The organism is Actinotignum timonense (assembly GCF_030216305.1).
Lineage (GTDB): Bacteria > Actinomycetota > Actinomycetes > Actinomycetales > Actinomycetaceae > Actinotignum > Actinotignum timonense_A.
Genome location: NZ_JASOKT010000015.1, coordinates 1 through 26,312 on the forward strand (window position 1 = coordinate 1; position 26,312 = coordinate 26,312).

Here is a 26,312-nt window from a genome sequence, read left to right on the forward strand (position 1 = left end):
AACCCGGACACTGACGGTGACGGCGTGAACGACGGTGACGAGAAGAAGGACGGCACCGATCCGAATAACCCGGACACTGACGGTGACGGCGTGAACGACGGTGACGAGAAGAAGGACGGCACCGATCCGAATAACCCGGACACCGACGGTGACGGCGTGAACGACGGTGACGAGAAGAAGGACGGGACTGACCCGAAGAACCCGGACACCGATGGTGACGGCGTGACGGATGGGGATGAGAAGAAGGACGGGACTGACCCGAATAACCCGGACACTGACGGTGACGGTGTGACTGACGGTCGTGAAAAGGACCTGGGCACCGACCCGAAGAATTCCGACACCGATGGTGACGGCCTGACTGACGGTCAGGAAGTTGGTACGGACATTGACGAGAACGGCAAGCCTGCTCGTAACGAGGATGGCACCCCGAAGGTTGATGACTCCAAGGCCACCAAGACCGACCCGAAGAACCCGGACACCGATGGTGACGGTATCAACGACGGCGACGAAGTCAACGGCACCAAGAACCCGTTCAAGGACGACAAGTCCGATCCGAATGGGAAGCCTGGTAACACCGACCCGCTCAACCCCGACTCGGATGGTGACGGGGTCAATGACGGTGACGAAGTCACTGGCAAGAACAACGGTGGCAAACCGACCAACCCGAACAAGGCCGATACCGATGGCGATGGCGTCACCGACGCTGACGAAATCAAGGACGGCACGGACCCGAATAACGCTGACACTGATGGTGATGGCGTGAATGACGGGGACGAAAAGAAGGACGGGACCGACCCGAAGAACCCGGATACTGACGGTGATGGTGTGACTGATGGTCGTGAAAAGGACCTGGGCACCGATCCGAAGAACCCGGATACTGATGGGGATGGCCTGACCGATGGTGAGGAAGCCGGTACGGATATCGACGAGAACGGTAAGCCTGCTCGCAACGAGGATGGCACCCCGAAGGTCGATGACTCCAAGGCCACCAAGACCGACCCGAAGAACCCCGATACTGACGGTGACGGCCTGACCGATGGTGAGGAAAAGAAGATCGGTACTGACCCATTGAACCCGGATACTGATGGCGACGGCATCAATGACGGTGATGAGGTCAATGGCACCAAGAACCCGTTCCAGGACGATAAGTTCAATAAGGACGGCAAGCCTGGTAACACTGACCCGCTCAACCCGGATACCGACGGTGATGGTCTCACTGATGGTGACGAAGTTACCGGCAAGAACAACGGTGGCACTCCGACTAACCCGAACAAGGCCGATACTGATGGTGACGGCGTCAATGATGGCGACGAAATCAAGAACGGTACGGACCCGAATAAGGGTGATACCGATGGTGATGGCCTGACCGATGGTGACGAGAAGAAGATTGGTACTGACCCGAAGAACCCGGACACCGACGGTGACGGCATCACGGACGGTGACGAGGTGAACGGCACCAAGAACCCGTTCCAGGATGACAAGTTCAATAAGGACGGCAAGCCTGGTAACACCAACCCGCTCAACCCTGACACCGATGGTGATGGTCTCACTGACGGTGACGAAGTGACCGGTGCTAAGAACGGTGGCAAGGCAACCAACCCGAATAAGGCCGACACGGATGGTGACGGTATCAATGACGGTGACGAAATTAAGAACGGCACCGACCCGTTGAACCCGAACGACCCGGGCAAGCCTGCACCGAAGACCAAGAAGGTCAAGAAGACCCTCCAGGTCACTGGTGCAACGAGCGTTGGTCTTGCTGGAACAGCAGCACTGCTCCTGCTCACTGGCGGGCTCGTGGTGACGCGGCGCCGCAAGGCATAACCGCTGAACTGATCGCGTAACGCAAGAGAGGGGCTGGCAGACGACCCTGCACAAGGGTGACCTGCCAGCCCCTCCTTGATGCATAAAACCGTTTACCCATAATAAAAGCGACCTCCGCCACGGCCCAGGAATTGCCCGCTCGCATGCACTACGCTGGTGATGCCGCGGTGTGGCACGGCGGCTTCCCTGAGATTGAGAAGGTAGCTCGTCATGTTTGAGTCACTGTGCTGCGCCCGCGAATGGACCTTGCGCCCGGGCAGCTTGCTGCGCCGCTCGCTGGTCTGCCTCATCGGCGTGATTCTCACCGCCATCGGCATCACCGTGGCCCTCAAAGGTCACGCCGGCGTGGACCCCTTCACCGCCCTGCTCCAGGGCGTCAGCCACATCACCGGCCTGTCCTTCTCCTGGGTGGTCCCGGTGGTCAATATCGCCCTCATCGCGCTCATCTTCCCCTTCGACCACAAAGTCCTCGGACTGGGCACCGTCCTCAATTTCACCCTGGTCGGGGTGCTCGTCACCAGCTTCACCAGCATCCTCGACTCCATCTACGTTTTCACGTATTCAATCCCAGGGATGCTCGCCCACCTGGCCATCGGCCTGGTGATTTTCGCGCTGGGGCTCTCGCTTTATATCACCCCGGACATCGGCCAGGGTGCCGCCGACTGCATCGTCCCCGTGCTCCTGCGCCGCTTCCCGGGCCAGTCCTACCGCACCTTCCGTGTGGCCCAGGACTTCATCGTGGTTCTCATCGCCCTCGCGCTGTTCCGCTTCGATTTGAGCAGCGGCGTCATCGGCATTGGCACCGCGATCATGGCGCTGGGGATTGGCGTCGTCGTCGATTTCTTTAACCGTACGGTCGCGTACCGTCTTGTTGGTACGACGGCGTCCTACACGGCACGCCCCGCCCCCGCTATCACCGAGGAATAAAACACGGGGCGCGCCGCGGGCGCCGTCGTTATATGTGCTAGTGATCGTTACGCGAAGCAGCGCTACCCGAACCAGCGCTGCACCGCGGCCACGATTTCGCGGTCGAACGCATCATCGGAGTGATGCGCGGCGATCCACTCGCGGAAACTCCCGCCGCAGGCCGCGTCCAGATCCGCCCGGCACTGCGCGGTGCGGGTGAGGACCCGGGTGAGCATGGCCGCCGCGGCCGCCTCATCGCCATCCGGATAGAGGAAGGGATAGTTTTCCGGCAGTAGCGCGCGGGCCCAGGGCACGTCCGGGAACACCCCGAGCGCCCCGGCGCCCAGGGCTTCCACGTAGGACAGCCCGTAGGATTCCTCCGCGGCGGTGGCCAGGAAGGCCGTGGTATGGGCGAGGGCCTGGTAATACGAGGTGCGGGTATCGGTCAGCGGCCCCACGTGCATCCACGGCAGGCGCGAGTACCGCATGGCTTTCTCGGAAACCAGGTGCGCTTCGTGCAGGCGCATCTCCACCGTGAGCGGGATGAGTTCGCGCACCCGGCTCAGCACATCCATGAAGAAATCGGGGCGTTTGCGCGCCGAGAGGTAAATCGCGGGATAGAGCACCACCGGGACCTCCGGTTCGCGCCGCTCTTGCACGTGGTCGAGGCGGAAACCGAGATTCACCCAGCCGAGCTTGAGCCTCCCGGCCAGCGGGGGCACCGTCCACTTATTCACCATCTCGCGGATCTCACCGGCGGTGCGCTCCGAATTGGCAAACGTGGGGAAGAGCGCGCAAGAAAGCGCCACCGGGGCGATCTCCTCCGCGCTTTCCAGGGTGGAAACCGGCAGCCACACAAAATTCATGAGCCGCGGGGCGGGCCGGCCGGCCGCCGCCTGGCCCGCGGCCCGTAGGCGCGCCCACAGGGCCGGGGTATCATGCACATCCATAGTGATGACCACCGTATCTGGGGCGAGCTCTTCGGCGGAAACCCCGCTGGGGTCAAGCACCACCGCATCCGGGAAAATACGCAGGAGGCGGCGCAGCAGGGTAGCGCCGGCATCCTGGCCGGCTATTTTTCCTTCCGGGCTGATCTGAGCGCCGGACCAATGCACGGCGATATTCATGCCAGGACTCCCTTCTCGGGTTCGGATCCGGTGTAAAACCGGGAATGCGGTTCGAGCGCCGGTTCGGATACGGGCGAAGATTCAGGTGAAGATTCACGCGAAGATTCAGGTTCGGGTTCGTCCAGCAGCGGATCCTCGGTGGATGCCTGGATGCGCATGCTGTAGAACGAGCGGTAAATAAAGACGAGCGCGAGAGCCCCGAAGCACACCGCCAGGCCGGTGACCACCGCGGTGAGATTCTGAGCGTTGAGGCTCACGGCCAGCTCCACGGCGAGCAGGCCGAAGAGAGTCGTGAACTTAATAATCGGGTTGAGGGCCACCGAGGAAGTGTCCTTGAAAGGATCACCCACGGTATCGCCCACGATGGTGGCATCGTGGAGCGCGGTGCCCTTCGCGTGCAGATCCACCTCCACGATCTTCTTCGCGTTATCCCAGGCCCCACCCGCATTCGCCATGTAAATCGCCTGGTAGAGGCCGAAAATAGCGATGGAAATGAGGTAGCCGATAAAGAAGTACGGCTCGATAAACGCGAAGGAAAGAGTAGCGAAGAAGACCGCCAGGAAAATGGTGAGCATCCCCTGCTGTGCGTATTGGGTACAAATTTCGACGACGCGCCGCGAGTCATCGTGGGAAGCCCGCTCCGCATTTTTATCTAGATGGATGGACTCTTTGATGAACTCCACCGCCCGGTACGCACCCGTGGTCACCGCCTGCATCGAGGCGCCGGAGAACCAGAAGATCACCGCGCCCCCGCTGATAATCCCGAGCAGGAACGGGGCATGCATGAGGGACAGCATCTCGATTCCGCTGGTCAGCCCACCGGTCAGCCCGATAATAATCGAGAAGATCATCGTGGTCGCCCCCACCACCGCGGTGCCGATGAGCACCGGCTTGGCGGTGGCCTTGAAGGTATTGCCGGCGCCGTCGTTCTCCTCCAGCATGAGCTTGGCGCGGTCCCATTGCGGGGCGAAACCAAAACCGGAGCGAATATCGGCGTCGATATCGGGGAGCGCCTCGATGCAGGAAAGCTCGTAGACCGACTGGGCGTTATCCGTGACCGGGCCGTAGGAATCCACCGCGATGGTCACCGGCCCCATGCCGAGGAACCCGAAGGCCACCAGCCCGAAAGCGAAAACAGCCGGCGCCAGCATGAACTCACCGAGCGTGGCATCCGCGATCACGAAAGCCCCGGCCATGAGCCCCACGATGGTGATGCCCAGCCAGAAGGCGGAGAAATTCCCGGCTACCACGCCGGAAAGGATATTGAGGGAAGCCCCGCCCTGGCGCGAGCTCTTCACCACTTCGCGCACGTGCCGCGAGGTTGTGGAGGTGAAGACCTTGACCAGCTCGGGGATAAGCGCTCCCGCCAAAGTCCCGCAGGTCACGATAGTGGCGAGCGCGAGCCACAGTGCGCCGTCGTTCCCACCCAAAACGAGCCAGGAGATCCCGTATACGCAAGCAATGCAGAAAATCGAGGTGAGCCACACGAGTGAACTCAGCGGTTTTTCGAAATTGAGGGTAGTCGCGGTGGCGTAGCGGGTGGCGGCCAGGCGCGCGTTGAGGCCGTAGGCCAGCGCCGAGGCGATAATCATGGCCACGCGCACCGTGAAGACCCACACCAGCAGGGTTGCTTGCAGGGCCGGCTCATGCACCGCGAGCACGATGAAGGTCACCAGCGCCACCCCGGTCACCCCGTAGGTTTCGAAGCCGTCCGCGGAGGGGCCCACCGAATCCCCGGCATTATCGCCCACGCAATCGGCGATGACGCCCGGGTTACGCGGGTCGTCCTCATCAATTTTGAAGACGATCTTCATGAGGTCGGAGCCAATATCGGCAATCTTCGTGAAAATACCACCGGCGATGCGCAGCGCCGAAGCGCCCAGCGATTCCCCAATCGCGAAGCCAATAAAGCAGGCCCCCGCCACATCCGCGGGCAGGAACAGCAAAATGACCAGCATCATGAGCAATTCCAGGGAAATGAGCACCATCCCGATGGACATCCCCGAACGCAGCGGCACCTGGTGCAGCGGGAGGGGCCGCCCGCGCAGCGAAGCGAAAGCCGTGCGCGCATTGGCCAGGGTATTCACGCGAATCCCGAACCACGCCACCGCGTACGAGCCGCCCATACCCAGCAGCGAGAACGCCACCACAATCGCGAGCTTCCCCCAGGTGAAGCCCACCAGGAACTTGTAATAGACCACGATGACCGCGGTAATAAAAGCCCAGAGCACCAAGAGGAACCGCCCCTGTTTGACCAGGTAGGCCTTGCAGGTTTCGTAAATGAGGTCGGCGACCTCGGCCATGGCCCGATGCACCGGAAGCTTACGCAGATTCATATACGTGATGAGCCCGAAGCACAGCCCCAGCACGCAGACCCCCACCCCGATGAGGAGGAGCAACCGGCCGGATACCCCGCCCACTGCGCTCACGCCCGACAGATCAGGCAATACGATATTTGCTTCACCTCCGTGCACAGTTGCCGCACCGGCGGGCGCGCTCGCGGAGGCGGCGCACGAACCTAGGGCAACGGGAGCCAGCGCGAGCGCCCCGAGCAGGGCCAGCCGCCGGCGTGGACGCGAGGTGTTCTTGTGTGTGGATACAGAAAAACAACGTCCCATAATTACCTCGACATAAAATGATGAGGCTCCTTTGCCTCTCTTTTATCCTATGCCGCTTGGGCTGCTAGTTCTTGGGACCAGGTACGACGACGCCGCCCCTGCGCGGGCACCACTGTGGCCGCGCAGGGGCGGGTTGGCCGGTTTCCAGCCCGGCGCCTAAGGCCAAGCCTGGTGATGAACGCCAAGCCCGGCGCTTAGCAGCAGCCGGTGGAGACATTCTCCTCGTCGAAGGCTGCGCGCTGGCGCCAGAACTCGCGTTTGGCGAGCGGCGGATGATCGGGATGTTCACGGGCGTGCCGGGCTACGTATTTCTCGTAAGCCGATTCACCGGTGAAATCCCGCCACAGGCCGCGAGCGTGCGCCGCGAAGGCGCGGAGCTGGGTCATGAACATTGGCCTGATCTCCTAGCTCTGAGCGGACCCGGAAGAATCCGAGTCGCTGGCAGAGCTCGCCTTGGCTGCTGGCGGCGTCGTCGTACCGGAACCGGAACCGTGCGCGCCCGCACCCTTACGGTGATCGAAACCGGGAATCAAAGCCGGGTCGCCCACGACGGCGTATTCCGCCACCACCTTCTTCTCCAACTTGGTCGGGAAGAGCTGGGTGGGCGCGTAGAAGTTGGACTCCTGGTAGGGATCCTCGGAGTTCACGTACTTCTTCGCGGCGATAACCCGGATGATCTTGATAATCGCGCACACCAGCACGAAGGCCACCGTGGCCAGGAAGATGACCGAGAGCCAGCCCTGGATGAAGGTGTTACGCACAATCGCGGACTGGATGCCGATGGCTCCGGTATCCCCGGCGGCCTGCGCCTTGGCGAGCGCTGCCTTCGCGTTGGTGTTCTGGGTGAAGTACCCGATGGCGGCGTCGGAGGAGAAGATCTTCTGCCAGGACGCCGCGAAGGTGACGATCAGGTCGAAGGTCGCGGCGATGCCCGGGATCCAGGCCCACTTCGCCCAGCCCTTATTGACCACCACCACGGTGCATAAAATCAGGGCCAAAGCGGCGATAAGCTGGTTCGCTACGCCGAAGAGCGGGTAGAGCGTTTGGATACCGCCGCGCGGGTCGGTCACGCCCATGAGCAGCAGCGAACCCCAGGCCGCCACCACCACGGCCGTGGTAATCCACGCGCCCACTCGCCAGGAAGGATCCTTGAACTTGGGCAGCACATTGCCCAGGGCGTCGCCCAGCTGGAAGCGGGCCACGCGGGTCACGGCGTCCACGGCGGAGAGGATGAACAGCGCCTCGAACATAATCGCGAAGTGGTACCAGAAGCCCATCATGGCCTGGCCGCCGCCTACCTGGTGCAGAATATGGGCGATGGCCACCGCGAGGGTGGGCGCACCACCGGTACGCGAGGTGACGGAGGTTTCCCCAACGTCCTCGGCGACCTTATCGAAGGCTTCCGCGCCCACGTAGGTCTTCTCATTGCCGTTCTCATCCCAGGATTCCCAGCGGGCTTCCACCGAATTGCCGTGGGTATCGGTGACCGCGAGGTTTTGCACCGCGGCCGCCGAAAGCTCGGAGCGGTTATCGGTCATCTGCACGATGGCCGTGCCCGCCAGCTTATCGGTGGTGTGCTCGGAGGTATTCATACCGAAGTAGATACCCATATTGAGGGAAGAGGCCGCGGCCAGCGCCATAATCGCCACGAAGGATTCCATGAGCATGCCGCCGTAGCCGATCATGCGGACCTGGGATTCCTTCTGGATCATCTTCGGGGAGGTACCCGAGGACACCGTTGCGTGCATCCCGGAAAGCGCCCCGCAGGCGATGGTAATAAAGAGGAAGGGGAAGAGTTCCCCGGCGAATACCGGGCCGTCCGTATTCGAAGCGAATTCGGTGACGGCCGGCATTTCCACCAGCGGGCGCACGATGAGAATGCCCAGCGCCAGCACCACGATAGTGCCGACCTTCATGAAGGTGGACAGGTAGTCACGCGGGGTGAGGAGCAGCCAAACTGGCAGCACGGCCGCGAAAAAACCGTACACAATCATGCACCACACGAGGGTGGTGGGGGACAGGTGCAAGAACGCCTGGCCGAAATCGGATTCCGCCACGTAGCGGCCCCCGATAATCGCACCGAGCAGCGCAATGAACCCAACAATGGACACCATCGTGATATTGCCGGGCTGCACGAAACGCAGCCACAGGCCCATGCACAGCGCGATGGGGATCGTCATACCGACGGCGAAAACACCCCAGGGCGAATCGGCCAGCGCGTTCACGCAGATCATGGCGAGCACGGCCAGCACGATCATGAGCATGACGAGGATCATGACCGCGGCCACGGCCCCGCCGATCTTCCCGATTTCATCCACGGCCATCTGGCCGAGGCTGCGCCCGCCGCGGCGCATGGAGAAGAAGAGGACGAGCATGTCCTGGACGGCACCGGCCACGCACACCCCGAAGATAATCCACAGGGTGCCGGGCAGGTAGCCCATCTGGGCGGCCAGCACCGGGCCCACCAGCGGGCCGGCGCCGGCGATAGCGGCGAAGTGATGCCCGTAGAGCACCACGCGGTTCGTCGGGTCGAAATCGCGTCCGTTATTGATGCGTTCGGCCGGCGTCGCGTTGGAATCGTCGGGCTTCATAATGGTTTTTTGAATAAAGAGCGCGTAGAAGCGGTAGGCGATCATGTAGGTGCAGACCGACGTCACCACGAACCACGCGGTATTGACTTGTTCACCGCGATAGAAGGCGAGCATGTACCAGCCCGCAACGCCGAGGGCTGTTACGAGGACCCACACCGCGATGCGCGGCAGCGTCCACTTCGTATGCGGTTTTGTTCCGACCGGAACACCGTGGCGGTTCCGGATAATATATTTTTCCTCTTCTTCGCTATAGCTCGGAAGAGCAGTGTCAGCTGGTGCACTCATGGCTGAAACTCCATTTATATGGGCCGGCGCGGTCCGCGTGGACGGCAGCGCTGGCATCTCGAGCGGATCCTCGGTTGAGTACCCGGGTGGCGTACGCCACCACATCCGATAATAAACGCGTGCAACAGTAATGGGTTAACTTACGTTAGCGTTAGCGCGCTATTTGTGGGCTAGACCACTGAAATTGTGGCTTGCGGTGATGAAGTACGACGACGCCGCCAGCTGGCCACCGGGCGCTTTGGGGTGGAAATGGCGGTTTGGGGCCAGTTTCGCACCTATCGCAAGATGTAGGGGTGGCGGGCGGGTGGTGCCCCTATAGGTAGTGGTAAGCTCGCCCGGTGAGCGCGAAACGCGGCGCCGAAAAAATGTGTTGCACATCATAAATCCGGCGGGCGCGGGGCGAGAGTGGCGCGGCGTCGCCCTTTACGGGGGTAGGCGCGGCGTGCGCGGCGTAAAAAACGCACCCGTGTGGCGCACGAAGCACACCGGTGTCATTCTGGCCGACTACTATATGTAGTGTTCGAATTTTACGGAGGCACAAGATGTTGATTGATACCTCAACGACCACGGGGGTAGTCGTCACCAAGCGTGACGGTCGGTCGGTTAGCTTTGACGCCGGTAAGATCTACCGCGCAATCGCGCTGGCAATGAACAGCCAGGGCATCGACGATTACGCATTCGTTGAGGAAGCCACCCGCACGGTAGTCGATCATCTTGATGCTGCCAAGCTTGACGTTCCCACCATCCAAACGGAAGTGGAAAACGTGCTCATGGCATCCCGCTACCCGCAGGTGGCACGCGCCTATATCGAGTACCGCCATGATCGCGATACCGCGCGCGAACAGGCCATGGATATTTCGCGCTCCCTGGATAAGCTCATGCAGCGCGATAAGACGGTGGTAAACGAGAACGCCAATAAGGACTCCACTGTTTTTAACACCCAGCGTGATCTAACCGCGGGTGCGGTGGCCAAGGCGTACGCCCTCAAGTACCTGCTGCCCCCGGCGGTAGCCAACGCGCATATTAAGGGTGATATCCACTTCCACGATCTGGATTACAACCCCTTCCAGCCCATGACCAATTGCTGCCTCATCGATATTGAAGGCATGCTGCGTGATGGCTTCCAGATTGGTAACGCCCGGGTGGAATCCCCGCGCTCCATTAACACCGCTACCGCGCAGATCGCTCAGATCATCGCGAATGTGGCCTCCAGCCAGTACGGTGGCTGCTCGGTGGATCGCTGCGATGAAGTGCTCGCTCCTTACGCGGAACTCAATTACGCCAAGCACCTCAAGGATGCGCAGCGTTGGGTTGCCGAAGATAAGCGCGATGAGTACTGCTGGGAAAAGACGAAGAAGGACATCTACGATGCCATGCAGTCCCTGGAGTATGAGATCAATACTCTCTACTCCTCGAACGGGCAGACTCCTTTCGTCACCCTCGGTTTCGGCCTGGGCACCAACCGTTTCGAGCGGGAAATCCAGAAGGCCATCCTGACCATTCGCATTAAGGGCATCGGGGCCGATGGCCACACCGCGATCTTCCCGAAGCTCGTTTTCGGGCTGCGCCGCGGCGTTAACCTCAACCCCGAGGATCCTAATTACGACGTCAAGCAGCTGGCCCTGGAATGCTCCACGAAGCGCATGTACCCGGACGTCCTCTCCTATGATCGCCTCACCGAGCTGGAAGGTGATTACAAGGCTCCCATGGGTTGCCGTTCCTTCCTGCCCAAGTGGGTGGATCCGGAAACCGGTGAGGCTGTGAACGCCGGGCGTAATAACCTGGGCGTGGTCACCCTCAACGTGCCGCGTATCGCGCTGCAGGCGCGCGGGGATAAGCAGCGTTTCTGGAAGATCTTCGACGAGCGCATGCAGGTGGTTAAGGAAGCTCTGGTCTACCGCGCCCAGCGCTGCGAGGATGCCACCCCGGAAAACGCCCCCATCCTCTACCGCTACGGTGCCCTGGGTATCCGCGCGGAAGAAGGCGATGAGGACGTCACGAAGTTCTTCCACAACCAGCGTTCCACGCTCTCCATTGGCTACATTGGCCTGTACGAAGCGGCTACCGCCTTCTACGGCCCGAATTGGGAGCACAACGCGGAAGCGAAGGAATTCACCCTGGATATCGTGCGCCGCTTGAGTGCGTACGCTGACCAGTGGAAGAAGGAGTACCCCTACTGGTTCTCCGTGTACTCCACCCCGGCTGAATCCCTCACCAACCGTTTCTGCTCCATGGACCGCGAGCGTTTCGGTGCGGTTCCGGATATCACCGCGAAGGACTACTACACGAACTCCTTCCATTACGATGTTCGCAAGAAGATCACTCCCTTTGAGAAGATCGACTTCGAAGCGCCCTACGCGGAGTACACCAAGGGTGGTTTCATCCACTACTGCGAGTACCCCAAGCTGACCCACAACACCGCGGCTCTGGAAGCGGTCTGGGATTACGCTTACGATAAGGTGGCCTACCTGGGCACCAATACTCCTATTGATAAGTGCTACGAGTGCGGCTTCAACGGGGAATTCGATCCCACGGCGGAAGGTTTCAAGTGCCCGAATTGCGGCAATGATGATCCCGACCGTTGCGATGTTGTCAAGCGCACCTGCGGGTACCTCGGTAACCCGGTCAAGCGCCCCATGGTGCACGGCCGGCACGAGGAAATCATTTCCCGCGTCAAGCACATGGACGGTCCCTGCGCTTAAGCGCTGTGGGTGTTCGGTGCCGCGCGGTTGAGTGCCGCGTGCCGGCGTACCCCAGCACCTAAGGCCCCGTGCGTCTCAGCTTTTCGCGGGCGCACTCTCGCAAGGCTCCCCGCACTCGGCGAATGTGCCGGGCACGGGGAGTATTGCGACTCAGGGACTGTGAAAAGGTAAGGAAGAATGCGAGAATTGCGCCTGCTCTCCACACCTCCGGAAGCTCCGGGGGTGCACCAACCCAAGCGCCCCGGCGCCTGGGATGGGCGGCGCTTATCGCGCAGCTATGTTGCCGATTACAAGCCCTTCGTTATGGTGGACGGGGAAGGGGTGCGCTGCGCGATCTACGTATCCGGCTGCCCCTTCAAATGCCCGGGCTGCTATAACGTGGCTGCCCAAAGCTTCCGTTACGGCACCCCCTACACGGAAGAACTCGAAGAACGCATCCTTGAGGACTGCGCGAAAAGCTACGTGGCCGGGGTGTCCTTCGTGGGCGGGGAACCGTTCCTCAATACTCCGGTTCTGCTGCCGTTAGCGCGGCGTTTCCGGGAGCGCTTCGGGAATAGTAAAACAATTTGGAGCTGGAGCGGCTACACCTTCGAGCAGCTCCTGGAAGAAACCGAAGATAAACGCGAACTTCTTTCCCACGTGGACGTGCTGGTGGACGGGCCTTTTATCCAATCCCAGTTCATTCGTGACCTCACGTTCCGCGGCTCGAAGAACCAGCGCATTATCGACGTGCCCGAAACATTTGCCGCCATGGAAGCCGGGTGCGAAGCCCCGGTGCGGCTCTGGAAAAATGGAGATTACGACTAACGTGACCAGCACTCACCCTGCCGCTCAGGAACCCGCGGCCCAGCCGCCGGCAACGATGCCGCGCCGCAGCCGCGTTCTTATCGGAACACTTCTTGCCATTATGACCACGGGGGCGCTCACCGCCTTCTCTATTTTTGTGCGCCCGCTTGCCGCGAGCCGCGGATGGGCAGCGCCGGATATTATGCTGGCCTTCGGGCTCGCCTCCCTGGTAGTGCCCTTTATTATGATTGCCTCCGGCACGCTCTTGCGGCGCGGTTACGCGGCCCAGATGATGGCGGTGGGCGGTATCTGCTTCGGGCTGGGGCATATCCTGGCCGGCCTAGCCCCCACCCTCGCGCTGTTCGTGCTTAGCTACGGGTTGGTCACCGGCGGCGGTCAGGGTCTCTTCTACTCGGCTGCGCTCACCAATACCATGCGTTTCTTCCCGGACCGGCGCGGTATGGTAGCTGGTCTTATCACCGCAGGGATGGGAATTGGCCCCATGATCATCGCTCCGGCCGGCCAGCATCTCATTGCCGGATACGGCGTGCATAGCTCCCTGGTGATTCTCGGCATTGCTTTCACAGTGATTAACGCCGCCGCGGTCATCTTCCTGGTGCGTCCCTTCCGCGAAGAATACGGGGCCTACCTACCCCGCCCGGCGGGCACGGCCGCAGCCGCCGGACCGCGCGCGAGCCTGAGCCCGCTCCAGATGCTCGCCACCCCCACTTTCTGGCTCATCCTCGCTATTTTCGTCACAGCTGCTTTCGGTGGCATCATGGTCAATGCCAATATGGCCCCGCTCGCCACGAGTATTGGGTTCGACGCCGCAGCCGCGGCTCTCACCGTCTCGCTTTTCGCGGTCGCGAACGCGGCCGGGCGGCTGGCCTGGGGCTGGCTTTCCGACCGTATCGGCATCCCGCTGTGCCTGGTGGCGGTGCTCGGCTGCGCGGCAGGCGGGCTCGCGCTTCTCGCGCTATCCGAGCGCGGGGCAACGGTACTCTTCCTCAGCGGTGCCATCCTGGTAGCCCTGGCCTTCGGGGGCACCATGAGTCTTTTCGCGCCGCTGACCATGCACAGCTTCGGGCCGCGTCACAATGGAACCAACTACGGCCTCATGTTCCTCGGTTTCTCGCTGGCTGCCGTCGTCGCCCCGCGTTGGGCCGCTGCAAGTGCCGGCGCCCACGGAGGATCCTTCACCCCGGCGCTGTGGGGTGCTTGCGTACTGGCAGCGATCGGTCTTTTCTTGGCCGGACTTTTCCGCTGGTGGAAAGCGCGCTCACCACAGCGCTGAGCTTTCCCGTAAAGTGAAAGAAACAAGGAGGTAGCTATGGCTCAGCTCTCTGCCCGGCGTATCGGGCATCTTCATTTCACCGCCGTTAATGATCGCGGCGCCAGTGTGGAAATCGGGAAAGGTCCCGAACAATTCACTCCCGGGGAACTCATGCAGCTGGCGGTGGCTGGCTGCCAGGCCCTCAGCGCGGATTCCCGCTTCGAGCAGCTCCTCGGGGAGGACTATAGTGCCACCTTCACGGTGAGCGCGGATGCGGATCGGGAAAATAACCGCTTCGCCGCTTTCCACACCGCGATGGAGGTGGAATTCGCCGATATGCCTGAAGAACAGCGCGGTGCCTTGCTCCAGCGCGTGGACCGGGCCATTGCGCGAGCCTGCACGGTGGGTCGCACCCTCGACCATCCCGCCCCGCATGACCTGGAGATCCGCAGCGCCGCGGATAACTAGAAGCCCGCCGGGCACACCAAGAAAGGACACGAATATGAGTACCGCTAGCCTGAGCGCCGCCGGAGTGAGTATCTGGCTGGACGATCTATCCCGGGAGCGTATCGCTTCCGGGAACCTTGCTTCCCTTATCGAGACGCATACCGTGCGGGGCGTGACCACGAATCCCACGATTTTCGCCGCGGCCCTGCGCAACGGGGAAAGCTACACCGAGCAGGTGGCCGCCACCGCCGCGGCCGGCAAGGACGGCGACGAAGCGATCTTCGACATCATCATTAAGGACGTCCAGGACGCCTGCGATATTTTCCGCCCCATTTTTGAAGAATCCGGCGGGGAAGACGGCCGCGTTTCCATCGAAGTTTCCCCGGAACTCGCGCATGACACCTCGGCCACCGTGGCCCAGGCCCGCCAGCTGTGGGACCGGGTGGATCGCCCGAACGCCATGATTAAAATCCCGGCCACTAAGGAGGGCCTGCCGGCTATTACCGAAGTGATCGGCCACGGGATCTCCGTGAACGTTACTCTCATTTTCTCCCTGGCTCGCTACGGCGAAGTGGTGGATGCCTACCTCGCCGGTCTGGAAAAGGCCCAGCGTTCCGGGCATGCGCTCAGCGATATCCACTCGGTGGCTTCGCTTTTCGTTTCCCGCGTGGATACCGAAGTGGATGCCCGCCTGGAGAAGATCGGCACCGAGGAAGCCCTGGCGCTGCGCGGCAAGGCCGGAGTAGCCAATGCTCGCCTGGTCTACGAAATCTTCGAGAAGAAATTTGCCTCCGAGCGTTTCACTACCCTCGCGGCGGATCACGCGCATGCCCAGCGCCCGCTGTGGGCTTCCACCGGGGTAAAGAACCCGAATTATCCCGATACTCTCTACGTCACCGAGCTGGTGGCGCCGGCTACCGTCAATACCATGCCGGAGAAAACCCTGGAGGCCACCGCGGACCACGCGGAGATCACCGGGGATACGGTGCGGGAGAACTACGGCCAGGCCCACCGGGTCTTCGAAGAGCTGGCCGCGGTGGGCGTGGATATGGGCGATGTGGCTGCCCAGCTTGAGCGCGAAGGCGTGGAGAAGTTCATCGTCTCCTGGAAGGAACTGAGCGAAACCGTCAGCGCCGCGCTCGCGGCTGCTCGCGCTTAGCTTCCCGCTAAGGCGTCAATTTCTAGCACTGGCTCCGCCTGGGGGAAGGCATCCGTCATCTCCCATACCGAGGCCGCGACCGTGATATCACCCTCCTCAGCCAGGAGGGTGATATCACGTTTGCCCTCCACAAAGGCCAGCGAGGAGAGCACCCGCTCGCCGTTCCCGGCTATCACTTCCACCGAGCCGGCATCCACAAGCACCCGGAAACTTAGCTCAGCAAGGGGAGCCAGCGGTGCTGCGCTCGTTGCGCCCGCGGCACCCGTGGCGGCAGATTCGCCCGCAATCTCGGCGGCGCGCTCGCCCCAAAGCCGGTAGGCCGGAGCCCAGGGCGCAGCCCGGTAACCCAGATTACCCACCGCCCCGCCGCGATCCACCCCGATGGTGCCGCTATTACGATCCACGATAATGCTCACCGAACTGGTATCCGAACCAATGCGCAGGCGCAGCCGTTCACATGCACCCGCAAGCAGAGTCACGGAAATATCCGCCGCGGTAATATCCCGGGCGAGGATAGTAGGCGCGCTGGCCGGAAGGGCGGCGTCGTCGTTCCATAAACAGCGGCCGCGCAGGCGCGTGAGGGTAGGGGCGGGCCGTAAGCACAGTTCACCGGACTCGAGGTGGACGCTCATCGGTACCGTGAGCTGGCCGGACCAGCCGTCGGCCGCGGAGGCCGGGGCGCGCCCGAAGCTGCCCATCCAGCCAAAAAGCGTGCGCTGCCCAGCAATGAGGCAGGTCTGTGGCGCGTAAAAACTGTGACCCCAATTGAGGGTGCGGTACGGCGCGCCGGGTTCGAAACTTTCCCCGGGCCGCCAGCTGCCCAGCAGATAGCCCGCGCTATTGACGTTGCAATGCGCGAAACCTTCCGGGCGGATGCCCATGGGTGAAAAAATTAGCACCCAGGTGTCGCCCAGTGGGAAGAAATCGGGGCATTCGAGCATGAACACCCGCGGATCCGGGTGGCGGTAGAGCACGCGGTCGAAAGTCCAACGGGCCAGGTCGGGGGAGGTGTACATCCACACTTCGCCGCGGCGGTCGCGGCTTTGCACGCCCACGACCATGCGGTAGGTATCGCCGTGGCGCCAGACCTTCGGGTCGCGGAAATCGCGCACGTCTTCCGGGGTAGGTACGACGACGCCTTTCTTCTCAAAGGTCACTCCGTCGCGTGAGATCGCCCGGCACTGCGACTGCCCGCAGCGGGCGGGTGGTTCTCCGGCAGAATCGGGATCGCTACCGGCGGCAGGCAGCTCCGCCACATTGCGGTTCCCGGTGTAGAACACTTCGAGGTGCCCGCAGGGGGCCTGGAGGGCCGAGCCGGAGAAGACGCCGTCGCGGTCGGCTTCCAGGGAAGGAGCCAGGGCGAGGGGGCGGCGCTCCCAGGTGGCGCCGTCGCGCGAAACCACGTGGCCCCAGTGCATGGGCCCCCACTCGGTGGAATAGGGGTGGTGCTGGAAGAAAACGTGGAGTTCCTCGCCGGTGTGGACCAGGCCGTTCGGGTCATTGATCCAGCCGGCGGGTGCCGCGATATGGAAACGCGGGTACCAGCGCGGGTTCACGGCGGCGGCGAGCTGAGCATTCGCGGCGCGGGCTCGAGCCAACGCGGCATCGTGGTCGGCGGTGAACTCAAAGGAAAGCGACATGGTTATCCCTTAATACCGGAAGCGGCAATAGAGTTGACGAATTGTTTCTGGAAAGCCAGGAACAGCATGATGACAGGAACGGTGATCAGCGTGGAGAACGCCATGATCTGGCCCCAGGATACGTTGAGCTGCTGGAAATAGTCGATTCCGATCATCGCCGGGCGCAACTCCTCGGAGCGCACCGTCATGAGTGGCCACAGGTAGGAATTCCACGCCGGCAGGAAAGTCAGAATCGCGACCGTTGCGGTAGCCGGGCCGGAGAGCGGCATGACGATAGAACGGTAGATCTTGAACCAGCTTGCCCCGTCCACACGCGCCGCTTCATCCAGCTCGCGCGGAATGGAATCGAAGTACTGGTAGAAGAGGTAAATCGAGAGCGCATTGGCAATAAAGGGCACAATCTGGACCTGGTAGGTATCCAGCCAGCTTTGCGAGAAGCCGTTCGCATCCAACCACGGGAGCTTATTAACCCACCACAGCAGCGGCAGCGCCAGAGTCTCGAAGGGAACAATGAGGGTGGCGATCACCAGCGTCAGCGAAATCTTGCGGCCCCGGAATTGCAGGCGGGAGAGCGCGAAGGCCGCCATGGAATTGACGATGAGCCCGAAAACCACGATGCACACCGAGATAATGACGGAGTTGAGGAGGAAACGCCAGAAAGGCACCCGGTTGAAGACTCCGGAGTAATTATCGAAGCTGAGGTCGCCCACCGGGAGGAAAGCCTCCAGGCCGCCCATATCCCCGAAAATCTGGGTATCCGGTTTGAAACTGGAGACCACCATGAAAAGGAGCGGTAGGCCGAAAATGGCGGCCAGCCCAATACGCAGCGCCCAGATTCCAATAGCGCGGGGGATGCTGCGAGATGACGTCGCGGTGCTCATGCGCGGGCCTCCTTATCGCGAGTGAGATAGCGTTGCACCAGATTGACGGCGAGAACCAGGACGAAGAAGACCAGGGAAATCGCCGCGGCGTAGCCGGTTTGCTGCTGGTCGTATCCGGTGCGTACCGCCTGGTAGACCACCGTTGAGGTGGAATCGAGGGGCCCACCCTTCGTCATAATATTGATCTGGGTGAACAGCGAGAATGCCGCGATGGTGATCGTAATGAGAATAAAGGTGCGGGTTTGGCGCAGACCCGGCCAGGTCACGTGTTTGAATTGCTGCCATGGCGACGCCCCGTCCAGAGCCGCCGCTTCATAAAGTTCACCCGGGATTGTTTGCAGGCCGGAAAGCCAAATAATCATATGCATCCCGGCGGCCTGCCAGGCAGACATCACGATAATGGCGAAGAGTGCCCAACTGGGATCGCCCAACCAATCCGGCCCGGAAATACCGATTTTGGCCAGCAGTGCGTTGAGCAGACCATCGGGCTGATACATGAAGAGCCACAGCATGGATACCACCACCATGGAGGTGACCATGGGCAGGAAGAAAACGGTGCGGAAGAAATTCAAGCCCGGGAACTTCTTGTTTACGAGCAGCGCCATAATAAGCGCCAGGCCCGACTGTCCCGGCACAATAACGAGGGCGAAAATCAGGGTATTACGCAGGGAGGCCCAAAAGACCTCGGTTCCAAACAACCGCTCGAAATTCTCCAGGCCGATGAATTGCATCGGGCGCGGGGAAATGAGGCGCGCGTCGGTAAACGCAAGGATAAAAGTCAGGACGATGGGAACCACAAGGAAAAGCAGCATGAGGATTCCCGCGGGGGCCAGCATTCCCCACCCGGCCCGTGCTTGCGCGGACGTTTCGCGCCGGTATTTTCGCGACGGCGCAGCAGCTGGCTGAGCACGCTGAGAAGATGCTGGCGCCGGCCGGAGCGCGTGCTTACTCTCCGCGGTGGCCTGGGGTGCAGAAGTCATATCACTGGCCTTTCGGCAGGGCGCGTGAGCTGCCGGTGGTAGCTCACGCGCCTCGCGCATCAGGTGTTACTTGAAGAAGCCGTTGGCTTTTTGGTTGGCGTCAATATTCGCCACGGTTTGGTCGAGAATCTTCTCGGGATCCCCGCCGTTGAGAATGTCCTGGGTTGCCTTGGTGAATTCGGTAGCGATGAAGGGATAGCCGGCAGTTTCGGGGCGCAGCACCGCGTACTTCTTGGAGAATTCCCGGAAGATGGAGTACTTCCCGCCCTCGGCGAAGGCCGGAACTTCCGCGGTGGCGGCATCGGTTGCCGGGATATTACGGGTAGCCACCGAAACCGAAGCCACGTACTTATCCTGGGCGGCGAACTTCATGTAATCCAGCGCTCCCTCGGGGGCTGGGCACGAGGGCGACATGCCCCACTGCCAGGAGCCGCCGCCAATCTTCGGACCCTTGCCAAAATCGGGCGGTGGGAGGAAGACGACGTCGTCGCCAAAAGCCTCTTCGGTGGGCTGCGCTGCCCACGAACCCATCCACAAGAAAGCCGATTTTCCGTTAATGAAGTCCTGGGTGGGATCCGAACCGGCATTGGCCGGCGTGTAACCCTCGGTTACCAGGGAACGCATCCACTTTGCCCATTCCAGGGCTTCGGGACCGTTGAGGGCACCTTCCGCACTTTCGAACTTCGAGCGGTCGATAAGATCCCCGCCGAAGCTTTGCAGGTAGGGGGAGTAAGCGTAGGGATACCATTCGCCCTGGTCAGCGGTGTTGATATCGAAAGGTACCGCGTACTTCCCGGAAGCCTTCAGCTTGGCGAGGGCATCGGTGAACTCCTCACGCGTCCAGGGCTGATCCACGGTGGGGGTGCGGATACCGAATTCGTCGAGGATGGACTTGCGGGTAATGATGGAGAGGGCTACGTCGTAGTAGCCGTACGAGTAGATCTTGTCCTCGTAGCGTCCCACCGTGGTGGGGAGGAATTTATTGAGGGTGTCATCCATGCCTTCGAGCGGGGCAAGGTAGCCGGCCCAGGCCCAGTTAGGAACATTGGGGCCGTCAATATCCATAATGCACGGCAGGCTATTGGAAGAAGCGGCCGCCACCACGGATTGGTTGTAGGAAGCCTGCGGGAAAGCCTGCATGGTGACCTGGTACTTATCGGATTGTGCGTTGTAATCAGCAACGATCTGCTCGATAGCGGCGAGCTCTTCTTCGTTGCCGGCGTTATGAGTCCACATGGTGACTTCTTGTTTCCCGTCCGCAACATTGCCTTGGGACGAGGTTCCGCCCTTACTGCAGGCGCTCAGCGTGAAAGCGAGTGCAGCGGCGGATGTTAGTGCGGTGAGTTTCCGGAATCTTTTACTCATCACCCCTCCTTGGGTTTGGTTGGCGCCCCGCCCGGGAAGCGGGAACGTGCTAAGAACCATCACGCGGCACCTTTGCACCGTGATAAATGCATTTAGCACTTGCCAGAAACTATAGGACCGCCGGTGAGTATGCGCAATGTGGGGGCGTGGGTGAGCTTGGTCACCTTGGTGATCGGATACTCTTAGCTCAGACTGTGGCCCAAGGGTGGGAAGAACGGCGCGAGGAGGTTGAATGAAGCGAGCGACGATCGCTCAGGTGGCACAACGAGCGGGTGTTTCACCCACCGCGGTGAGCTTGGTGCTCAATGATCGCCCCGCGCGTCTCTCCCAAGAAGTACGGGATCGGGTGATTGAGGCGGCGGCTGCTCTCAATTACCGCCCCAACCCGGCCGCGCGTTCTTTGCGGACCAATACCACCGGGATTTACGGGGTGATCAGCCGGGATGTTACGGTCACGCGCTACGCCTCGGCCATGCTGAGGGGCATCCTCGACGCCGCTGACCAAGCGGAGAAAATCGTGTTCCTCGCGGAGGTGGGGGATAGCGTGAGCCGGGCGGAGAACTCGGTACGCGAGATGCTCAATCGCAATGTTGATGGGCTTATCTTCGCGGAAATGGGCGCGAAGATGATCACCGTTCCGGAGATTGTGCGTGGCCTGCCGGTGGTGGTGTGCAACGCGGTGCCGGATCGGGAAGGAAGTTTCCCGGCGGTGCTTCCGGCCGAATACGAAGCGGGGCGGCGCATGGCCAATGTGCTTATCGAAGCGGGGCATCGCAAAATCGCGATTATTGGCATGGATGATGAATTGCGTGAGCCACGCATTTCCGCCACCATCGGCCATCGTTTTGACGGAATCCTGGATGCTTTTGCAGAGGCGGGCCTCAAGCCGGTGAAGATTTTCCCGGGTACGCTGTGGGACCCGGATCTCGGTTACGAGGCGATGGGCGAGCTGCTGGATAACGGCCCGGAGTGCACCGCGATTCTAGCTCTCAACGACCGTATTTCTTTGGGGGCGATTCAGCAGTGTTTGGGGCGCGGCATGCATCTGCCCTATGATCTCTCGATTGCTTCGTTCGACGACGACGAAATCGCGCTCTACGTTCACCCGGCCCTCACCACCATCGCAATTCCCTACTGGGAGATCGGGCAAACTGCCACCCGGCTCCTGGGGGAAGAAGGCACGGGGGACCGCGATATCCACCTGGTGGATATGCCGCTACGCATGCGCGAATCAGTACGCCGAATCTAGGGGCGGGGCTCGGGCTTATTCTGCCCGCAGCACCTGCACCACCCGCCGAGCGAGCTCGGGCATCTGGCCGGGGCAGTAGCGCTGGTCGATGGGCAGGGCGAGGATATGCGGCCAGTCCACGCTGTGGCTGAGCCGCGGCCAAAAAGCGGGGGTGTAAACCCCGCGGGCGGCGAGGTGCTCGGCAATGTTATGTGGGTTATGCGCGGCGGACCGGCTTGGCGGTAGTGCGCCTAGACGGAGGGCGAGGGCGTAGGGCGCATGGTTCGTTGATTCGTTACTGTTCACTGCGCTGCTCGTGGCCCCACCGTTCATAGCCCCGCCGATTCCTGCCCCATCGCCGAAGAGCGCGGTTTCAGGCACACCCTCACTCACCAAAGCCGCCCGCAAAGCCCGGGCATTGGCCCGCCGCCGCTCCAGCGCTTCCCCGACATCCAGGTGGCCAAGAATATCCCGAGCCGCCCCGCTTATCGGGCTCGGGCTGAGAGCGGCATCGATGGCGGCCTCAGCTGCGCCGTCGTGCTCCTCCCCGCGCAATTGCAGTAATCCGCACCGCGTTGCCTCGCGCGCCAACGGATTTTCCGCAGCCGCGGCGGGAAGCGCGGCGCCGAGCGCCCAGGCGCCGTCGGGAATCGGAAACCATTTCCGCAAGGACGCTACCGCATAACGCGTCGGAACCTTGTGCATGGTTGCGGCACTAAAAGGCGCGTGCGTGAGATCGGCGACGACGGCGCCACCGCGGCGCTTCCACCCCTCGAGCACGGCGCGTAACTCTGGCGAGGGCCGGGCCCCGAAGGTGGTGGAGACGAGCACCGCGCAGCGCCGCGGCTCGGTGAGGAGTTCGGCGAGGTGGGCCGGGGCTGGCAGGAGGTCCGGGCCGACCTGCACCCAGTGAACCCGGATGCCTTCGAGCTGGAAAGGCTCAACCGCGGTGGCGCACAGGAATCCGGGCGCGATTAAGCTGCGGATGCCGCGGGCGGCGAGGGCCTGAGCGATGAGGCCGTGAGCCTGGCGCCCCGATTGCACCAGCACCGCGCCGGGCGGAACCGGGAGTGCGCGCGAAGCGGAGCGGGGCGGAAGGGATGTGAATTCGCCGCCGAAGGTGAGTGCGGCAGAAAACACCATCATTATCCCTTTCATTAAAGAGCCCACAGCCTGTATTTGTTTCGTATACTCATGCTATCCGGCAAGGGTGCCGGGTGGTGATGACGGTCAGCACGAAGGCCTTGACCGACTCTAAGGAGGAACCACAATGAAAATGATTCTGGACCTGGACACCGGTGTTGATGATTGCCTGGCAATCACTTATGCTCTCGGCTCACCGGAAGTCGAATTAATTGGCATCACCGGCACCTACGGGAATGTCCTCTTGGGCACCGGGGTGAAAAACGATCTTGACCTCCTCGATCTTTTTGGGCATCCGGAGGTTCCGGTCTATCCGGGTATCCCGCACGCTCGTGAAAAGGATGGTTTTGAGGTCCTCGAGATTTCCGAATTTATTCACGGTAAGAACGGCATCGGGGAGATTGAGATTCCAGCCTCGAATCGGGTAGCGGAAACCACGCCGGCCCCCGAATTCATGGTGGAAGCGGTGCGTGAATACGGTAGCGACGTCGTTATTGTTGCCACCGGACCCATGACCAACCTGGCGCGCGCCATTGAACTGGACCCCACGTTCAAAGATAATGCCCGCATCGTCATTATGGGTGGGGCGCTCACGGTTCCCGGAAATTGCAATGATGTGATGGAAGCGAATATTTCCCAGGATCCGGAGGCCGCTGATCTGCTCTTCCGCTCGGGTGCTCACGTCACGATGATCGGCCTGGATGTCACCTTGCAAACACTGCTCACCTATGAACACACCCAGCAGTGGCGGGATTTGGGAACTCCGGCGGCAACGGCCCTGGCTGATATTACTGATTTCTATATCAAGGCGTATGAGACCACCGCCCCGCATCTGGGCGGCTGCGGCTTGCACGATCCGCTGGCGGTGGCCGTGGCGATTGATCCTTCGCTGGTCACGCTTTTCCCCTGCAATATTAAGGTTGATCTGCACGAACCGGTGCGCGGGCGCACGATCTGCGATGAGGAACGGCTTAACGATCCGGTCAAGACCGCAGATGTGGCCATCGCGGTGGACGTGGAGCGTTTCCTCTCCGAGTTCATGTCTCGCATCACCTCGCTCTTGAAAGGCATCTGACCGTGAACGCGCGTGATCGATCTCAGGTTGATACCGCGGCTGCCGTGCGTACGCTGCCGCAACTCATCATTATTTTCATTACCTCAATTCTCACGATCCAGGGCTTCAACCTGGTTTTCCAAGACATCGGCACGCAGCTCAACGCGGTCGAATACGCCCCGCTCATCACCTCGATTCCCGGCATCGTGCTGGGTATCGTGTGCGTGATTTACGGATCACTCGGTGATTTCGTTTCCCTACGCAAAATGATGATGGTGGGCATTGTGCTCATCGTGATCGGCTCGGTGCTGGGCCTGGTGGCATCCCGATCCTCCATCTGGGTGGTTATTATTGCCCGCGCGATTCAAACTGCGGGCACCCAGGTATCCGGCTCGGTCTACCTGGTGGTCACCACCAAGTACGTTCCCGGAGTGAAAAAGGTGCTGTACTTCGGTGTCTTCACCGCGGCCTACCAGTTCTCCACGGCCATCGGGGTACTGGCAGCCGGATGGCTCATCACCATGTCCTGGGTGTGGCTCTTCGCGATCCCGCTCATTTCGGTGCTCTTCATCCCCACGTTGTGGCGAGGTCTCCCGGATGTTTCCGGGCAGGCCCAGCGGATCGACGTTCCCGGGTTCCTGCTGGCTGGTGTTACGGTCACGGCCCTGGTCATGTACTTCAACTCGATGAACTGGCTCTACCTGGGTGCCTTCGCGGTGCTCCTGGCCCTCTTCATCATCTACATTTCCAAGGCCAAGAACCCCTTCGTCACCCCCGAGTTCTTCCAGAATCGCCGCTACCTCATGGCGGTCTCCCTGGTGCTGCTCTTCTACTTCGGTAATTACGCCATGACACCGCTCTTCAACCTGGCCGGGGGCATTTTCCACGGCAAGACGGCCCTGCAAATGGGCTTCGTGCTGCTCGCCGGTTACGTTGTCGCGACGGTTATGGGCGTGATGAGCGGCGCAATCGTGGCGAAAATTGGTAGTGGGATGGGCATTGTGCTGGCGGGCGGATCCGCCGCTATCGGTGCTTTCCTCGCGGCGTTCACGGTGGATAAGGGCCTGTGGGGCATTATCGTTTCGGCGGTGTTCCTCTTCGGTGGCTTGGGCCTGGCCTACGCGCCGGTGGTGAATACCGTGATGGGAACCGTGGACGTCTCCGAATCGGGGCGTGCGGTGGGTATGAACGACCTGGCCATGAATATTTCGCCCTCGATTGGTATCGCGATTTTGGGCTCGATGATGCCGGCAGCTGCCCGCCCGGAAGGCGTGGCCGAGGCCCAATATCTGGCCGATTCCGCGCACAGCCTCACGCTGCTCTTCATTATCGTGGGTGCTACGTGCCTGGCGGGGCTGTTGGCTTTCTTCGCTTTCCGCCGTCAGCTTTTCCCTGTTGATGGGTGGGGAAAGGTCACGAGCGAGGAGGCGTAGCCCCTTCGCACGGCGCCGCTAAGTGCGCGATTTTCATAAAAGAATAATGAGTAGAGCAATACCCAGCGCTACCGCGAGTCCGCCCATTCCGAGGCTCAGGTAGCGCTGGGTTTGCGCGTGGGATTGCACCTCGCTCAGTTCCGCTTGCGCCTCGGCCAGCTCATCCTCGCTGGTCTCCAGCTGGGTGCGGGTGGCGGCCAGCTGGGCTCGCGCCTCGCGCAGCTGCACCTCAAGGGTGCTGATCTGGCTGGTATAACGTTCCTCATGCGCGGCCGACGTGCGCGCCGAATCCACGGTCAAGCGCGCCTCCCGAGCCCGCCCCGCCGCCTCGAGGGCCGCGTAGCGCCGTCGTTCTTCTTCCAACTGCTGCTCTAAACCGCGCACGCGCGCAACCAGGCGGGCCGCGCGCCGCATCGCGTCCTCGCTGCGGGCCTGCGCGGTCACGGCGCTTTGCTCCACGCCCGAGGCATAGACCACGCCCGCCTCCAATTCTTTTTCACGACGACGCAAATCCGCCACCAGGCCCTCCAGCTCGGTAATGCGACTCTGGAGCGTGGCCGCCTCCGCGCGGGCGCCCTCATGCTCGCCGCGCAGCTGGGAATATTCGGCATTCAGCTGGGAATTTTCCGCGCGCAGCGCTTCTGCTTCGCGGTGGAACGCGGTGCTTTCGCCTCGTAGCTTGTCATTCTCACCGCGCAGCTTGTTGTGCTTTTCGCGCAGGTTCTCGCATTCGGCGTGCAGCCGGTCGCGTTCTTCCCGGAGCGCAGCTTTTTCCGTGGTGGGAGCGGGGGCGGGCGCCGAGGCGCGTTTGCCGCGCGCGGGAGTATCAAGTGCCCGAGAACCGCGCCGTCGCTCCGTAGCCATGACCCT

19 protein-coding genes and 1 pseudogene are annotated in these 26,312 nt (G+C 61.6%); 10 read left to right on the plus strand and 10 right to left on the minus strand.

The features are described from left to right. Together QP305_RS07415 and QP305_RS07420 are read left to right on the plus strand one after the other, a co-directional pair. A pseudogene (locus QP305_RS07415) lies at positions 1-1,824 on the plus strand (hypothetical protein); the annotation flags it as partial. Between the two features lie 210 nt (positions 1,825-2,034). Beyond that, entirely contained in the window at positions 2,035-2,751 is a 717-nt protein-coding gene (locus QP305_RS07420) for a YczE/YyaS/YitT family protein (protein ID WP_284904747.1), read from the plus strand. 62 nt (positions 2,752-2,813) lie between these two features. Here QP305_RS07420 and QP305_RS07425 read toward each other — a convergent pair whose 3' ends face one another. The 4 genes from QP305_RS07425 to QP305_RS07440 all read right to left on the minus strand — a co-directional run bounded on the left by QP305_RS07425 (position 2,814) and on the right by QP305_RS07440 (position 9,351). Beyond that, positions 2,814-3,857, minus strand: coding sequence for a glycosyltransferase family 1 protein (locus QP305_RS07425; RefSeq protein WP_284904748.1), 1,044 nt, complete (start codon positions 3,855-3,857; stop codon positions 2,814-2,816). Further along, positions 3,854-6,475 carry a sodium-translocating pyrophosphatase gene (locus tag QP305_RS07430; protein WP_284904749.1) on the minus strand — a complete coding sequence of 874 codons (2,622 nt, stop codon included), beginning with the start codon at positions 6,473-6,475 and terminating at the stop codon, positions 3,854-3,856. Before QP305_RS07430 ends, QP305_RS07425 begins: the two co-directional genes overlap by 4 nt. A 194-nt stretch (positions 6,476-6,669) precedes the next feature. Beyond that, positions 6,670-6,867, minus strand: a complete 198-nt coding sequence (locus tag QP305_RS07435; RefSeq protein ID WP_051278537.1) for a YbdD/YjiX family protein — start codon at positions 6,865-6,867, stop codon at positions 6,670-6,672. A 12-nt stretch (positions 6,868-6,879) separates the two neighbouring features. Then, on the minus strand, positions 6,880-9,351 hold the full coding sequence (locus QP305_RS07440) for a carbon starvation CstA family protein (protein WP_284904750.1): 2,472 nt from the start codon (positions 9,349-9,351) through the stop codon (positions 6,880-6,882). Positions 9,352-9,893: 542 nt separating this feature from the next. Here QP305_RS07440 and nrdD point away from each other — a divergent pair. The 5 genes from nrdD to tal all read left to right on the plus strand — a co-directional run bounded on the left by nrdD (position 9,894) and on the right by tal (position 15,718). Then, the gene (gene nrdD, locus QP305_RS07445; protein WP_284904751.1) at positions 9,894-12,053 is read left to right on the plus strand and encodes an anaerobic ribonucleoside-triphosphate reductase; all 2,160 of its coding nucleotides are present in this window, start codon (positions 9,894-9,896) and stop codon (positions 12,051-12,053) included. A gap of 177 nt (positions 12,054-12,230) precedes the next feature. Further along, on the plus strand, positions 12,231-12,860 hold the full coding sequence (gene nrdG, locus QP305_RS07450) for an anaerobic ribonucleoside-triphosphate reductase activating protein (RefSeq protein ID WP_087069818.1): 630 nt from the start codon (positions 12,231-12,233) through the stop codon (positions 12,858-12,860). 1 nt (position 12,861) lies between these two features. Then, on the plus strand, positions 12,862-14,133 hold the full coding sequence (locus QP305_RS07455) for an MFS transporter (protein WP_159454962.1): 1,272 nt from the start codon (positions 12,862-12,864) through the stop codon (positions 14,131-14,133). 36 nt (positions 14,134-14,169) lie between these two features. Beyond that, the gene (locus QP305_RS07460) at positions 14,170-14,580 is read left to right on the plus strand and encodes an OsmC family protein (protein WP_284904752.1); all 411 of its coding nucleotides are present in this window, start codon (positions 14,170-14,172) and stop codon (positions 14,578-14,580) included. 34 nt (positions 14,581-14,614) lie between these two features. Next, positions 14,615-15,718, plus strand: a complete 1,104-nt coding sequence (gene tal / locus QP305_RS07465; RefSeq protein ID WP_284904753.1) for a transaldolase — start codon at positions 14,615-14,617, stop codon at positions 15,716-15,718. Here tal and QP305_RS07470 read toward each other — a convergent pair. From QP305_RS07470 to QP305_RS07485, 4 genes are all read right to left on the minus strand, one after another. Next, the gene (locus QP305_RS07470; RefSeq protein WP_284904754.1) at positions 15,715-17,358 is read right to left on the minus strand and encodes a glycoside hydrolase family 32 protein; all 1,644 of its coding nucleotides are present in this window, start codon (positions 17,356-17,358) and stop codon (positions 15,715-15,717) included. The genes tal and QP305_RS07470 overlap by 4 nt on opposite strands. Positions 17,359-17,360: 2 nt before the next feature. Beyond that, positions 17,361-18,239, minus strand: a complete 879-nt coding sequence (locus tag QP305_RS07475) for a carbohydrate ABC transporter permease (protein ID WP_087069813.1) — start codon at positions 18,237-18,239, stop codon at positions 17,361-17,363. Next, a complete protein-coding gene (locus QP305_RS07480) occupies positions 18,236-19,219 on the minus strand; it encodes a carbohydrate ABC transporter permease (protein WP_284904755.1) in 984 nt (327 codons plus the stop codon). Before QP305_RS07480 ends, QP305_RS07475 begins: the two co-directional genes overlap by 4 nt. A gap of 66 nt (positions 19,220-19,285) precedes the next feature. Beyond that, entirely contained in the window at positions 19,286-20,584 is a 1,299-nt protein-coding gene (locus QP305_RS07485; RefSeq protein ID WP_284904756.1) for an ABC transporter substrate-binding protein, read from the minus strand. A 232-nt stretch (positions 20,585-20,816) separates the two neighbouring features. On the opposite strand from QP305_RS07485, the gene QP305_RS07490 reads away from it, so the two are divergent. Next, positions 20,817-21,833, plus strand: coding sequence for a LacI family DNA-binding transcriptional regulator (locus QP305_RS07490; protein ID WP_284904757.1), 1,017 nt, complete (start codon positions 20,817-20,819; stop codon positions 21,831-21,833). A gap of 15 nt (positions 21,834-21,848) precedes the next feature. Here QP305_RS07490 and QP305_RS07495 read toward each other — a convergent pair whose 3' ends face one another. Then, positions 21,849-22,958, minus strand: a complete 1,110-nt coding sequence (locus tag QP305_RS07495; RefSeq protein ID WP_284904758.1) for a hypothetical protein — start codon at positions 22,956-22,958, stop codon at positions 21,849-21,851. A gap of 130 nt (positions 22,959-23,088) precedes the next feature. On the opposite strand from QP305_RS07495, the gene QP305_RS07500 reads away from it, so the two are divergent. Both QP305_RS07500 and QP305_RS07505 read left to right on the plus strand, forming a co-directional pair. Continuing rightward, positions 23,089-24,030, plus strand: coding sequence for a nucleoside hydrolase (locus QP305_RS07500; protein WP_284904770.1), 942 nt, complete (start codon positions 23,089-23,091; stop codon positions 24,028-24,030). A 2-nt stretch (positions 24,031-24,032) separates the two neighbouring features. Then, entirely contained in the window at positions 24,033-25,442 is a 1,410-nt protein-coding gene (locus QP305_RS07505; protein WP_284904759.1) for an MFS transporter, read from the plus strand. Positions 25,443-25,475: 33 nt separating this feature from the next. Here the strand turns inward: QP305_RS07505 and QP305_RS07510 are convergent, their stop codons facing one another. Further along, entirely contained in the window at positions 25,476-26,306 is an 831-nt protein-coding gene (locus QP305_RS07510; protein WP_284904760.1) for a hypothetical protein, read from the minus strand. Between the last annotated feature and the right edge of the window lie 6 nt (positions 26,307-26,312).